This is a genomic window from Neorhizobium lilium, from assembly GCF_004053875.1.
Taxonomy (GTDB): Bacteria; Pseudomonadota; Alphaproteobacteria; order Rhizobiales; family Rhizobiaceae; genus Neorhizobium; species Neorhizobium lilii.
In genome coordinates this window covers 524435-538930 of sequence record NZ_SBIP01000003.1, presented here as the reverse complement: position 1 = coordinate 538930, position 14496 = coordinate 524435, and the positions used below count along the sequence as shown (strand labels likewise).

Genomic DNA, 14496 nt, shown 5'->3' with positions numbered 1-14496 from the left:
CCATCGCCTTTTCCTATCGCTTGTCTTCAACAGTCGGCAAGTGCTCCGTCCGCGCGCGGATCACCGCCAAGCCCGACGCTTCGGCGGCTACTTTCCCATATGCTTCTCCTGCGACCACCCGCCCGATGGCGGCAGATGTTCCCAAGGCCAGCTTGGGACAAGCCACTCCCTTGTATGGATTTACAACGGGAAGATGGGTGAGCGCGCGATTCTCGCGGGGCGCGACCCTCGGACCGCTGCCGATGGCGATGCGCCAAGATCGCGTCCCCGGGGCACTGTTCATTTAGTCATTTTAATGAGCGCAAGACAGCAAGGATCTTAGGCTATGACCTCGACGGTAGGCTCCCTCAGCGTCAACCAGATCAGATCGCTTTCGACGGCATCCGTGGCGGCCTGGCGTGAGGAGGATGTTGCATCGCTGTCGACCAAGCAGATCGCCGTGCTCTCCTCCGCTCAACTGGCGGCACTGGATACGGAAGACGTCGATGCGCTCTCCACCTTGCAGCTGAGCGCTATTTCGCAAAGCGCCATCATCGGCCTGACGCTGGATCAGCTGGCCGTCTTGAGCAATTACGACGTGGAACACTTGGACAGCAGACAGGTGGGCGCGCTTTCGACGGCGCAGATCCATGCGCTGAACACGGATCAGGCTGAGGCCCTGACGCCCTCTCAAATCGCGGCTCTGAGCGCCAGCCAGCTTGCCGCACTGGATCCGGAAGACCTTGCGACCTTTTCTACGGAAGATATTGCCGCAATTACGAACAGAGCTATCGCCGGATTGACGAGCGACCAGATCGCCTCGCTGTCACCGGATCAGGTTTCCGCATTCAGCGCCAGCGCGTTTGGCAATTTCTCCACCAGCCAGATCGCAGCTCTTTCTCACGATCAGGTGACGGCCCTCACGTCTTCCCAGCTCGGCGTCCTCAGCGCGACGCAGGCCAAGACGATCGGCACCGAGGATCTGGCAGCTCTCACACCCGAGCAGATCGCCAGCCTGAGCACAAAGGCAATCTCCGGCCTCACGACGGATCAGATAGGCTCTCTGTCCGCGGACCAGATGGAAGCACTGACCAGCACTCAAATTGCGGCGCTCACTTCAGTTCAGCTTGCGATCTTCGGAACCGAGGATGTAGCGACATTTTCAAGCGGCGATATGGCCGCCATCGGCAGCAGAGCCATCCCCGGCCTCAGCGCGGATGTCGTCGCGGCCCTTTCGGCCGAGCAGATAGCGGCCTTGGGCACAGGCGCAATCGCCAGCCTCACCACGGTGCAAGCTGCCGCTCTTTCGCCCGATCAGATGGCTGGGCTAACGACGGCACAGGTTTCGGCCTTCAAAGCCGCTCAGATCAAGACGATGAGCACGCTCGATGTCGCGGCCCTCTCGACAAGTCAGATCGCCGCCCTGAGTTCGAGCGCTATCGCCGGCCTGACCGATATCCAACTCTCCTCGCTTTCTGCCGAGCAAGTGGAAGCGCTGACCTCGACGCAGGTCAAGGTCCTGACCTCGGTCCAGCTGGCAGCGCTCAGCCCCGACCTAGCCGATACCTTCTCGACAGCCGATATCGCAGCCGTCACCAACAAGGGTATAGCCGGCCTCAGCGCCGCCGCTCTCGCCGGGCTTTCTTCCGCGCAGATTGCCGCCTTCAATACAAGCGCCATTGCAGGCATGACGACGACGCAGATCGCCGCCTTCTCAGGCGATCAGGTCGCAGCACTCACCAGCCTGCAGATCAAAGCCCTGGCCGCCAGGCAGGTCGCGGTTCTGAGCGCCGATGCCATTGCCTCACTTTCCACGGCGGATGTTGCCGCCATCAGCAGCCTGGCTATTTCAGGCCTCAGCAGCGATGCAATCGGCGCGCTTTCCACTCAGCAGATCGCCGCCCTTGGAGCTGCCGCCATAGCCAAGCTGACCACCGGTCAGCTCGCTGCGCTATCGGCCGGCCAAGCCGAGGCACTTTCCGTGACCCAAGTCACGGCACTCACGTCAAGGCAGCTCTCGGCGCTTTCACCGGAGGCTATCGCAACATTCACCACGGCCGAAATCGCAACGCTGAGCAACAAGAGCATTTCCGGATTGAGTCCCGAGACGGTCGGCGCCTTTTCCACGGCCCAAATTGCAGCGCTCAGCACAAGCGTGATCGTCAATCTCACCACTGACCAGATTTCCGCTCTTTCCAAAGAGCAGGTGGCGATCCTGTCCACAGCGCAAATCAGGGCGCTCGGCTCGAAGCAGGTCGTAGCCCTCAGCCCGGAAAATGTCGCGGCACTTTCGGGGACGCAGATTGCTGCCCTGACGACAACTGCCATCAAGAGCCTTACCCCGGATCAGTTGGACACTTTCTCCACGACCCAGGTGGAGAGCCTGACTTCGGTACAGATCGCAGCCCTCAGTTCGTTACAGATGGCGGCGCTGGGCGCGGACGATATCAACACCTTCTCGACAGCGGATCTGGCAGCCATCAGCTCCGCCGCCATATCCGGGCTCTCGAATGCGATCGTTGAGGGGCTCTCGACGACACAGATCACCGTTCTCAGCTCCGGAGCCATTTCCGGCCTGACGACGGACCAGGTGGAAGCGCTGAATCCGACGCAGATCGCGGTATTGAAGCCGACGCAGATCGCAGCACTAAAGCCGGCCCAGATTGCCGCCCTCAGCTCCAGCGATATCGCAGCGCTATCGACTGCGCAAATCGCGGCGATCAGTCCTGCTACCATCGGGAGCATGACCTCCGACCAGCTGGAAGGGCTTACAACAAATCAGGTGGCGGTTCTGGGGGGGAAGCAGATCGCAGCTCTCAAGTCGATCCAGATTCCAGCGCTCAGCAACGATGATATCGCAGCTCTTTCGACTGCGCAGATTGCTGCCTTGAGCGCTTCGGCCGTAGGCGGGCTTACCACGAAACAAGTTACCGCCCTCAGCACCGGGCAGGTCGAAGCCTTGACCTCCGTCCAGGTCGGCGCCCTTAACTCGGCACAAGTCGGTGCCCTCGGCGCGGATGATATCGCCACCTTCTCCACCAAGGACCTGGCGGCGATCGGCTCGAACGCAATCGCCGGCCTGTCTACCGATATCATCGCCACGCTTCCCACCAATGATATTGCAGTGCTTAGCGCCGGCGGCATCGGCGGGTTGACGACCATGCAGATCGGCGCCCTCAGCACGGATCAGATCGCAGCCCTTTCGACCAAACAGATGGCGGCGCTGAACTCCACGCAGGTTGCATCCCTGACTACGGCAGACATCCTGGCGCTTTCCAGCGGTCAGGTCGCGGCGCTTGGCAGCGCGGGTGTCCTCGGGCTGAATACCACTCAGATCAGCGTGCTAAGCTCGGGGCAGATCGCCTCCTTGACCACGAAACAGGCGTCGGTACTGACCTCCACCCAGATCGTGGCCCTGATCTCCAACAACATTACCGCCTTTTCCGCCAACAACCTGTCGGTCATCAGTTCCAGCGCGGTTGCGGGACTTTCGACCGCCGTTATTGCAAGCCTTTCCACGCAAGCCATCGCCGCCCTCAGCACCGCCGCCATAACAGGTTTGTCGAGCAAGCAGGTAGACGCTCTCAGCGCCGATCAGGTGGCGGCACTCTCGATCAAGCAGGTTGCAGTTCTAAGCTCTTCCCAGATCTCGGCGCTGGGCGCCGGTGATGTCACGGCATTTTCCACCAAGCAGATTGCGGCCTTAAGCGCAGGCGCGGTAGCAGGTCTTTCCACCGGACAGATTGCCGTCCTGGCAACGGCGCAAATCGAGGCGCTCACGCCTTCCCAGGTCGCGGCTCTCAGCTCCAAGCAAGTGGCCGTGCTGGACGTGGAAGATATCGCCGCCTTCTCCACGGCCGATATTGCGGCCATCACATCGGATGCGATCGCCGGCCTCTCCACAGGGGCCATGGCGGCGCTCTCCGTCGATCAGATCGACGCCTTGAGCACTGCCGGGATCACCGGGCTGACGACCAAGCAGATCAACGTCCTGAATTCCGGACAGGTCGCCGCGCTGAGCAGCCGGCAGATCGCCGTTCTCAGTACCAAGCAAGTCACTGTGCTCGACCCCAACGATATTAAGGTCTTCTCCACAGCCGATATCGCTGCCATCGGCTCGGACACCATCAGCGGTCTGACGACCGATGTCATCGCCGCCTTGTCCAAGGAGCAGATCGCAGCCTTGAGCACGACTGCAATGACCGGGCTCTCCACCAAGCAGATCCACGCGCTCGACAGCAGCCAGATCGGCGCCCTGACGACGGCCCAGCTTGGCGTCATTTCCTCCAGGCAGCTTGCCGCCGTTACGACGGACGACGTGGCGGCCTTGTCGGCGGGCCAGATCGCAGCCCTGAGCACGAGCGGCATCGCCGGCCTTTCCACGGGACAGATCGCCGTCCTGAGCACGGAGCAGGCCGCCGCCCTCACATCCGCTCAGGTCGCTGTGATGAGCTCTGCGCAGATCGGCGCTCTCGGGGCAGACGATCTCGCTACATTCTCTGATGCGGATATCGCCGCGATCAGCTCGACCGCCATTGGCGGGCTTTCCACTGCAATGCTGACGGCATTCTCGGCGGATCAGATTTCGGCCCTCAGCAGTGCCGGTATTGCCGGCATGACATCGACCCAGATCGGCGTGCTGAGCGCGGTCCAACTCGAAGCGCTGACCTCGCTCCAATTGTCCGCCCTCACCTCGAAGCAGGTCTCTGCGCTCGGCACCAACGGTATTGCCGCCCTCCTGCCCGGCCAGATCGACGCTCTGGGAACTGCCGGCATCGCCGGTCTTTCCACCGGGCAGATGGCGGTGCTGACGACGGAGCAGGTTGAAGCTCTGACCTCCATTCAGGTGTCGGCCCTGACGTCCGCGCAAATTTCTGTACTTGATGCCGCGGATATCGCGACCTTCTCCACGAAGGATATTGCAGCCATCAGTTCGAGCGCCATGCCGGGACTGTCCACGGCGACGATCGCCGCTTTTTCCGGCGAGCAGGTCGCCTCCCTCGGCACCGCCGGGATCGCCGGAATGACGACCGACCAGATCGCCGTTCTGAGTTCTTATCAAATCGACGCGCTGACGACGCTGCAGGTGTCTGCGCTGACCTCCAAACAGGTTGCAGTCCTTGGAACCGACGATATCGCCGCTCTTTCGCCCAATCATATTGCGGCACTCGGGACGGCAGCAATTGCGGGCCTTTCGACAACACAGGTTGCAGCCCTGACCGTCCAGCAAGTCGAAGCCTTCACCGCCTTGCAGGTCACGGTGCTGAACTCCGGTCAAATCGGCGCCCTTGGGCATGACGATCTGGAGGCATTTTCCACGGCAGACATCGCCGCGATCAGTTCCAGCGCAGCGCCGGGTCTGGCCACGGCCACGCTCGCTGCCTTTTCTGCAGACCAGATCGCAGCCCTTGGCACCGGCGGCATTGCCGGCCTCACCACCGCCCAGATATCGGTACTGAATACGGACCAGGTGGAGGCACTGAAGCCCAGCCAGATCGCAGCCCTTGGGTCGAAACAGATCGCGGTTCTGGGTGCGGACGCTATGGATGCCTGGTCGACTCAGCAAATTGCGGCGATCAGCGCCGGTGGGATTGCCGGTTTGTCCACGACCATCATCTCGACGCTGACGCCGGACCAGATCGGCGCGCTGAGCCCGGCGGGACTGGCCGGCTTCTCCACCGCGCAAATCGACGCACTGACCCACGACCAGATCGTAAACCTGTCGACCGGCCAGGTCGGCGCCTTTACGTCCAAACAGGTTGCCGCACTCGGGACGGACGATCTGGCGGCACTCTCGGCCCACCAGGTCGCCGCGCTCAGCACGGACGGTATTGCCGGTCTTAGCGATACCCAGGTCGCGGCACTAAGCGTGGAACAGGTGGAGACCCTTTCCACCGCGCAAATCGGCGCCTTGAGCTCCAATGCGGTTGCGGGCCTGTCGGCTGCGGATCTTGAAACCTTTTCGACCGGGGACCTCGCCGCCATCAGTTCCTCGGCGATCAAGGGGCTTTCCACCGGCTTCATCGCGGCCCTGTCGATCGATCAGATCGGTGCGCTCAGCACGCACAGCGTCGCCGGCCTCAGCAGCGCCCAAGTCGATGCGCTCAGTGCCGAGCAGATAGACGCGCTGTCAACCACGCAGATCGGCGCGCTCAGCGCCAACGGCCTGGCCGGCCTCAGCGCGGAAGATCTCGATACGTTCACGCCTGCGGAACTGGCCTTGCTGAGCCCGACAGCCATTCGCGGACTTCCCCTGAGCGTCGTCCAGTCCTTCTCGACCGCAGAGATCGCAGCGCTCACGACCGCGCAGGTGGCCGGCCTCAGCTACAACCAGATCGGCGCTCTCAGCACAGAGCAGGTCGATGCGCTCTCGCGCGATCAGATTGCGGCCTTGAACGCGGTTCAGGTCGCCGCCTTCGACGCCGACGACATCGCGACGTTTTCGACCGATGACATTGTTGCACTGAGTACCGGAGCAATTCCCGGGCTGACGACACAGGTGATCGCCGCCCTTTCGACCGCACAAGCGGAAGCGCTGACGCCGGGCCAGGTCGGCGCCATGACCGCGGCACAGGTGGCGGCACTCGACCAGGAAGATCTCGCGACCTTCTCGACCAAGGACATAGCATCCTTCAGCGCGACCGGCATCAGAGGCCTTTCGACGGACGACATCTCCCATTTGTCGAGCGACCAACTGGCCACCCTGATCGATTCGCAGATGGGATCGCTCGACTCCAGCCAGATTGCCGCAGTGATCTCGGCCTATCTGGGATAACCGACCCACTGCCGCGGCCTGCCCCGTGTGGGGACGCGGCAATAGCGCTTGGAAGGATATGCCTCCGGTTCAGCGAAAGCGGGGGCTGCGGCTTTTGGCTGAAGCATCTGTGAGAAAACCGGAATAGCTTGTGTCCGTGCGCGTAGCGCAGCTGTTATCCCTCTTAAGCTCTGCTAGACTCAGTCTCCCGCCCAGCCAGGCATAGCAGGAGTTGGCTCTTGTCCGACGATCAGGATAAGGATAGCAAAACAGAAGACCCTACTGGTAAAAAGCTCCAGGATGCCGTTACCAAGGGCAATGTCGCCATTTCTCCGGAAGTCGCGATCTTCATGTCGACTCTGGCCTTCTACATGTACCTGGTCTTCTTTATGCCCAAGAACTCCGCTCATCTGGCGGAGGTACTGAAGAACCTACTGGAACATCCCGAACAATGGCGAATCGAGACCAGCTCGGATCTCGTTTCCGTCTGCGGTTACCTCCTGCTTCAATCTGCATACTTCATGTTGCCGGCCGCTGTGCTCTTCATGTCCTTCGGCATGATCGGCTCGGTCGGGCAGCACATGCCGTCCTTCGTCCTCGAGCGAATCAGACCGCAGTGGAACCGGATCTCGCCGGCAAGCGGCTTCAAGCGCCTGTTCTCCCTCAATGGGCTCGTGCAGTTCGGCAAGTCTCTCATCAAGGTCGTGGCCGCCGGGATACTCATGTATCTCACCCTGCGCAGCGAGTATTTCAAACTGCTCGATTCGCTCTTTTCCGATCCCCAGACGATCTTTCCCATCCTGATGCGAATCATCAAGAAGATGGTGATCGTCGTACTTTCCTGCGCTTTCCTGGTCGCGGCGGCAGACATTTTCTGGACTCGCCATCAGTGGTTCTCGAACCTCAAAATGACCAAGCAAGAGGTCAAGGACGAGATGAAGCAGTCGCAGGGGGATCCGGTGGTCAAGGCCCGCCAGCGCTCCATCGCCCGCGACCGCGCCCGCCGCCGCATGATCAGCAGCGTTCCCCGCGCTACATTGGTGATCACCAACCCGACCCACTATGCGATCGCACTGCGCTATGTCGCATCCGAATCGGAGGCGCCGATCGTCGTTGCCAAGGGCCAGGATCTCGTTGCGCTGAGGATACGCGAGATCGCGCAAGAAAACGGCATTCCCATTTTTGAGGACCCGCCGCTTGCTCGTTCCATGTTTGCGCAAGTCTCAGTGGATAGCGTCATCCCATCGGTTTTCTACAAAGCGGTCGCTGAGCTGATTCATAGAATCTATGCAGCACGCCGCCAGAACAAACGGATGCGCTGACTCTAATGAAAAAATGCTCTTACTCTGCCAGACGCGAATCAATCCTCGCACAGGCCATCGGACCGCTCGCCTCGGAACTGCGTCTGATCGATCCGGCGGATCTGATTTCGCTGTTGCGGCTCGAATACCACGGAAATATCTCCGACCTGGTATCGTCGGCGGCCGAACTGTATTTCCATCCCGGAACGGTCAAGTTCGGGATCGGGGGCGATTACAGCCTCGACTGGAATACCTATCCGTCGGTGACGCTCGACCTGGAAATCAAGCCGCGCGGCGTGACGATCCACGCGCAGCTTACCCTTGAGGCCGAGAAGGCCCGAATCGAAATCAACTACATCACTTTCATGACGCCCTCGGCCAGTCCCGACGAGAACACCGATTTTCTTGAAAAGAGTCTGCGCGAGGCGACCTTCGTGCCGTCGAGCTCCGGCATGAGCCGTATCGCTGCGACTGCAAACTGATGCCAGACGCACGCCGAGCGAGGCGTAAAGATTCCCTTAACTGCCGTCTGGTAGGATCTGAAAATTCCGGCGCATCCTATGCGGCGGCGAAAGCGGCGATGTTAGGCCTGATCCCGAAGGACCATAGACCATGACCTCGACGACGCTATCGACCTATACCAGCTACCTCATCGTCAATCGCGACATGAAGGCATCGCTGGAGCGCGTCGCCAGCCAGGGCACGGTCGCCAACGACACCAAATACTACGAGGAAAACATCGGCAAGGTGAAGTCGGTCGAGGATTTCCTCGGCGATTACCGGCTCTACTCCTATGCCATGAAGGCCCACGGCCTTGGCGAGATGACCTATGCCAAAGCCTATATGCGCAAGGTCCTGGACAGCGACCTCACCGATTCCTCCAGCTTCGCGAACAGGCTGTCGGACAAGCGGTATGCCGAATTCGCAGCCGCCTTCAACTTCGGCAGCGGCACGAAGACGGCTCAAACCTCCGTCCAAGAAAATGACGTCGTCCAGGCATACAAGGACTCCTTCAGCAAAGAAGAAGACAACATCAAGTCCGAGGTGGCCTACTACAATAACGCTATCGGAAGCGTTACCAGCGTCGATCAGCTGGTCTCCAACAGCCGATTGAAGACCTATGTGCTCGACGCTTTCGGGCTCGACACCACCTACACCTCGAGCAGCTATCTGAAGCAGGTCCTGACCAGCGATACGGACAATCCGGCCAGCTTTGCCAACCAGACAGGCAATCCCAAATTTATCGCGCTCGCCAAGGCCTTCAACTTTAAGGCCGACGGCACGGTGGATGGAAGCAAAGCGCAGACGGATGCCCAGAAGCAGTCGCTGCAGCTCGATTACATCTACAACAAATCGACCTATCCTTCGGATATTCTGGCGGATGCCAACAAGACCTATTGGGACACGAAGATCGCATCGATCACCAATGTCGACGATCTCGTAAACGACAGCCGCATGGTCAAGTATCTGGGTACGGCGTTCAACGTAAAGGTCCAGTTCTCTTCGACCATCAAGTCCTTCCTGATCAATGATAACGCCGCGGAGATCCTGGGCTATAAGGACATCAAGGCGATGTTCAACTTCCAGAGCGACGGCACGCTTGCCACTGACACGAACGCGCAGACAGCCGACCAGATCTCGGCCACCGACAAAGCCTATGCCAAGAACTTCCAGGTGGACCAGCAGGGCGCCGTCGACAAGGCCGTAGCGAACTATCAGACCCGCATCAGCAGCGTTACGGACCTGGATGATTTCCTCAAGTCCAATACCAAGGATGACGACAAGTCGAACGACGACGTGACGGAGGTCTGGGACGTCGCCTTGCGAGCCTACGGGATCGATCCCGACGAAACTACCATGACGAAGCTGCGTCAGGTCCTGTCCAGCGACGCAGACGACCCGAGAAGCTACGTCAACCAGCTCAAGGACGCGCGCTACCTCAGCCTGAACAAGGCCTTCAATTTCGATGACAAGGGCAAGGTCGAAGCACCGCTTCTGGCGCAATCGGAAGGCGTCACGGACGATTACGCCAGCGGCTACAAGAGCCAGAAGACGAAGCTCCTGACGGGTGCCGACAAGAAGACTGCCTCCTCGAAAGCTGATACGGAAATCGAATATTTCCGGACCCAGATGGAGACGATCACCACCGCCAAGCAGTTCCTTGCGGACAAGCGGCTCGTGTCGTTCGTGCTCGAGGCGAAGGGTATCGATCCCAAATCGGTCAAGAGTGAAGATCTCAAGAAGATGTTCGCGTCCGACCTGAAGGATCCTGGCAGCTTCGTCAACACGCAGCAAAACTCCGTCTATGCAGAGATAGTCGCCTCCTTCAATTTCGACGCGAAGGGCAATCTCTCCTCCGAACCGGTTGGAACGGTGCAGCAGCGCGGCGATGTGCTGGCGACCGTCAACGGCTATGCCCAGCAGACGCTGGAAGAGCAGCAGGGCGATGCGAACCAGGGCGTGCGCCTGGCGCTCTATTTCAAGCGGGAAGCCCCCAGCATCACTAGCGCCTACAGCATTTTGAGCGACACGGCACTCTTCCAGTTCTTCAAGACCACGTTCAGCCTGTCCGACTATATTTCCAACATGGATACGGACCAGCAGGCGGCGATGATCAAGAAATATATCGACTTCGACAAGCTGCAGGAGCCCGATTACGTGGACAAGCTGCTCAAGCGCTTCACAGCGCTTTATGACGAGGCGAACAGGAAGACGGGCTCTGCCTCGCTCAGCATCCTGCAAAGCACGAGCACGACCAGGATCAGCGCAGACACCATGCTCGCCGTCGCCCAGCTTTCCGCCAGGTGATCTGCCATTTCAACTCTAATGGATGTAGCCAAGGCGGATCGCCTTGGCGATTGCCTGGATGCGGTTGACCGAGTCGAGCTTGATCGTGGCCGAGCCGAGATAAGCGTTGACGGTATGGACGGAGAGGCCGAGATTTTCGGCAATTTCTTCGCTGATGCGACCGTCGCCAGCAAGCTGGAGGCAGGCGATCTCGCGCTCGCTCAGGGTCTCGGCCGGCACGCTTCTCCGTTCGTCGAGAGCCAGCAGGTCCATCATGACCTGACAGCTTCGGACATGCTGATCGATGATGAGATCACTGCCAAGGTCGATGGACGTCGCCAGGAAGGTGACGTAGCCATTTCCCACCGCACCGAGCCGTACGGGAAACGCGATACCGGAAAAGGCCATGGTCTTGGACTCGAGCCGGCGGATCAAGGGAGAGAATTCCCCTGCCTCGGCAAAGCTCGCGTTTTCCGATCCGTTCCAGATCAAAGGCAGGATCGATACCTCGATATGGTCGAGGAAGATTTCCCCGTAGCCGGTCATGAGCTCCGTCTGATGTTCGGCGCCGCCCGGCCCCCAGTTATCGAGTTCGCAGACAAGCTTGCGCTTGTTGGGCAGACCGGCACCGGCAATCCGGAAGACGGCAAAATGGCGTGCCTTCAGGTTCCTCTGCATGGCGACGAGCTTGGGAAACACATCCGATCGGCTAGCAGCGCGCTGGAGGCGAAGATGCTGCATGTTGCCCGGTCCATCCGACATGCCGCTTCGCGTATAGCCCATTATGTCCCCTTAGCTTCTTGTCACACAAGGTTGTTGCGAACTGCATAGGCAATCGCTTCCGATCGCGTCTTGGTCGCGGTCTTGCGCATCACGCTCGTGATATAGTTGTTGATGGTATTGCGAGAAATGCCGAGGATGACGGCGATCTCGTCGCTCGTCTTGCCTTCGGCAATCCAGAAAAGGCATTCCAATTCCCGCTCGGTAAGCTCGAAGTCTCGTTCAGCCTTGGCGTCCCGGCCTTCCGCAAAGCTGGCGCCATAAGCGGAGAAGAGCCCCACCTCCCGCAAACGCTCTTGCGACAGGATGATCCCTTCCCGGAAGAGCAGCATGAGAGAGAAGCGCGTGCGGCCGACGCAGAAGGTCAGGGAACAATACTGGCGGCTGATTTCATCCGGCGGAGCGATATCGTCAGGCAGGATCGAAAAGCTCGGTGTCAGCAATGACAGGCATTTTTCAAGCTCCGTGGAGCGTGCATAGGCGCTTGCCAATTCCGAGGTGAGCCTGCGGACGAGATCGAAGGGCCAGTTCGACGTGACGATGAAATCCAGGCCCTGCTCCTGGATGAGGTCGTAGCGGGCAAGCAGAAAATGCGAAGCGCCGACATATTCAGCCAGCAATCGCATCATGGCCTGAACATTGTTGGAACTGCTTGCCACCGCAAGCCGCCGCACCAATTGCTCCCTCGACATGATTTTCACCCCAGCAGGCTCCATATAGGAACGCCCTCCTGAATTCATGTCCGACCCTGGCAACTCCATCCGCTATTTGCTCCTGACCGAGGCGCAGACTTACTGCGCATCGGCGTGCTTCGAGGACGTCCGTGATCCCAGCCAGTTCTACCGCGCCACGGCTGTCATACGACACGGCCACCGCGCTAGCGACACTCGATCCAACCTCACATCATGAAGCTCTGGAACACCGTACGAATCAAAGTCATTTTAGAAACAGTGCGAGGAAAAGCTATCGTCTCAACACAGAATTTCCTCAATTGAGGCATTTCAGCACTGATTCGGCCCAAATGCCTGTCAGGGTTCGATTGCGCCGGTTAACCGAATGAAAAAGGCCGGAAACATGCCCGGCCTTCAAGATCATATTTTCGTGATGCCGGCTCAGGCTGCCTGATCGACGGCCCATTTGCGGAGGATCTTGGCGGCGCGCTCTTCCGAGATTTCCACCATTCGGGCGAGGCGCTTTTCCGGTCCTTCCTTGACCCTGCGATTGAAGCCGCCCTCGTCGCCACCGCCTAGGAGATCGTCGGAGCTGTCGAAGCCGAAGTCGGAGCCGAAGCCGTCCATGAGCGCCGGGCTTGCGCCGCCGGGCGAGAAGTCGGGCAGCTCCAGACCAGCGCCTTCGGTTGCCGTTTCTCCAGCCACAACGGTGCCGCCGACGGTGCGGACCAGGGGACGAAGGCCAAGCCAGACCACCAGGAAGGCGACTGCGACGAAGGCGAGCGAGTTGATGATCCCGCCGATATTGCGATTGAGCACGTCCATCATGCCGGGGCCGGAGGCTGCCTCGTCCAGCAGCTGGCTTTCGACAAAGTCCATTGCCGTCAGGGTGACCACGTCGCCGCGCGCCTGATTGGTTCCGGCGGCCGATGCCACGATCTTCTGCATCTCGGTCAGATAGGCATCGATCTTGGCCTGATCGGCAGGCTCGCCGACCATCTTGGCAATGCGGCCCTTGTTGACCACGACAGCGATCGAAACCTTCTCGATCTGATAGCCGTTGCGGGTGGTGGCCGTGGTCTTCTGGTTGATTTCGTAGTTGGTCTGCTCTTCCTTCTTATCGGACTGGTCGGAAGACTTCGGGCTGTCCGCACCGCCGGCCTGGGGCGCTGCCTGAGGCACGTTCTGCTCTACGGTGGCGGCATTGTCGTTCTGGCTCTGCTGCGACTTCGAAGCTTCCTTCGTCGTGCGCACCGAGCGCTCCACCCGAGAGTTCGGATCGAAGGTGGTTTCCTGAATCTGCTGGCTGTCGGTGTTGAGGGCAGCCGTGACGCTGGAGCGGAAGTTATCCATGCCCAGGAACGGCGCGAGAGCCTTGTCGATATTGCTCTCGATCTCCTGCTGGACCGACTGGACCACGCCGAGCGAACGCGTAGCCTGGTTGTTGGTGCCGTCGTCGCCGGAGGCGAGCAATTGCCCGGTCGAATCGAGGATGGTTACATCATCGACATCGAGGCCCGGAACAGCTGAGCCAACGAGGTGACGAATGGACGATGCGGCCTTGCGGCCCGCTGTCGAGTTCGCCCGGATCATCACAGAGGCCGTGGGCTTCTGTTCACCCCTGCGGAAATTGCCGACATCCGGCATGACGATATGGACGCGTGCGGCCGAGACGCCGTTGATCTGTTGTATGGTGCGGCCGATTTCGCCTTCAAGCGCGCGAACCCGTGTGACCTCCTGCATGAAGGAGGTCAGGCCGAGCGATCCGACATTGTCGAAGAGTTCGTAGCCGGCATTGGCGCTGTTGGGCAGGCCCTTGTCGGCGAGCAGAAGCCTTGCCTTACCGGTCGTGCCGACGGGAACCTGGACGCTTTTGCCATCCGTGCCGACCTGAAAGGGGATATTGGCCTCTGCCAGAGCGATGCTCACCTGGTTGAGGTCGGAGTTTTCCAACCCGACATAAAGGGTTTCATACGCCGGCTTGTTCACATAGAGGGCCGCGGCAAGGACGATCGCGATAGACACGACACCGACGGCAGCCAGAGCGATCAATCGCGTCTGGCCTAAATTGGCCAGGCTTTTACGAATAGTCGAAAATTGCGCTAACAGATTCATTCTGTTCCCACAGCCAAGTAAGGATATCGAGCCTATGCCCGACCTGACTTGTATGAGCCGAAGCTTGTGCGAGCGTTTCGGAGAACAGATTATTTTTTAAGAATTCTAA

The 14496-nt window shown here is 59.8% G+C and carries 7 protein-coding genes; 4 read left to right on the top strand and 3 right to left on the bottom strand.

The genetic code is table 11. From position 1 onward, the window contains the following. Positions 1–325: 325 nt before the first annotated feature. The 4 genes from EPK99_RS15125 (at position 326) to EPK99_RS15110 (ending at position 10842) form a co-directional block, all read left to right on the top strand. Positions 326–6754, top strand: a complete 6429-nt coding sequence (locus tag EPK99_RS15125; RefSeq protein WP_128443907.1) for a beta strand repeat-containing protein — start codon at positions 326–328, stop codon at positions 6752–6754. 218 nt (positions 6755–6972) lie between these two features. Next, entirely contained in the window at positions 6973–8055 is a 1083-nt protein-coding gene (gene flhB, locus EPK99_RS15120) for a flagellar biosynthesis protein FlhB (protein ID WP_128443906.1), read from the top strand. A gap of 5 nt (positions 8056–8060) precedes the next feature. Continuing rightward, on the top strand, positions 8061–8516 hold the full coding sequence (locus EPK99_RS15115) for a hypothetical protein (RefSeq protein ID WP_128443905.1): 456 nt from the start codon (positions 8061–8063) through the stop codon (positions 8514–8516). Positions 8517–8646: 130 nt separating this feature from the next. Next, positions 8647–10842 (top strand): DUF1217 domain-containing protein, encoded by a 2196-nt coding sequence (locus tag EPK99_RS15110; RefSeq protein WP_128443904.1) that lies wholly within the window; start codon positions 8647–8649, stop codon positions 10840–10842. Positions 10843–10857: 15 nt separating this feature from the next. Here EPK99_RS15110 and visR read toward each other — a convergent pair whose 3' ends face one another. From visR to fliF, 3 genes are all read right to left on the bottom strand, one after another. Next, entirely contained in the window at positions 10858–11604 is a 747-nt protein-coding gene (gene visR / locus EPK99_RS15105; RefSeq protein ID WP_128443903.1) for a transcriptional regulator VisR, read from the bottom strand. 20 nt (positions 11605–11624) lie between these two features. Then, positions 11625–12341, bottom strand: coding sequence for a transcriptional regulator VisN (gene visN / locus EPK99_RS15100; RefSeq protein ID WP_245582430.1), 717 nt, complete (start codon positions 12339–12341; stop codon positions 11625–11627). Positions 12342–12713: 372 nt separating this feature from the next. Continuing rightward, positions 12714–14387, bottom strand: a complete 1674-nt coding sequence (fliF, locus tag EPK99_RS15095; protein ID WP_128443901.1) for a flagellar basal-body MS-ring/collar protein FliF — start codon at positions 14385–14387, stop codon at positions 12714–12716. Positions 14388–14496 lie beyond the last annotated feature (109 nt).

What these genes read in the sequence shown, in the direction of transcription:
- EPK99_RS15110 (WP_128443904.1), top strand. Translation starts at nt 8,647, where the DNA reads ATGACCTCGACGACGCTATCGACCTATACCAGCTACCTCATCGTCAAT.
- visN (WP_245582430.1), bottom strand. Translation starts at nt 12,341, where the DNA reads ATGAATTCAGGAGGGCGTTCCTATATGGAGCCTGCTGGGGTGAAAATC.
- visR (WP_128443903.1), bottom strand. Translation starts at nt 11,604, where the DNA reads ATGGGCTATACGCGAAGCGGCATGTCGGATGGACCGGGCAACATGCAG.
- fliF (WP_128443901.1), bottom strand. Translation starts at nt 14,387, where the DNA reads ATGAATCTGTTAGCGCAATTTTCGACTATTCGTAAAAGCCTGGCCAAT.
- EPK99_RS15115 (WP_128443905.1), top strand. Translation starts at nt 8,061, where the DNA reads ATGAAAAAATGCTCTTACTCTGCCAGACGCGAATCAATCCTCGCACAG.
- EPK99_RS15125 (WP_128443907.1), top strand. Translation starts at nt 326, where the DNA reads ATGACCTCGACGGTAGGCTCCCTCAGCGTCAACCAGATCAGATCGCTT.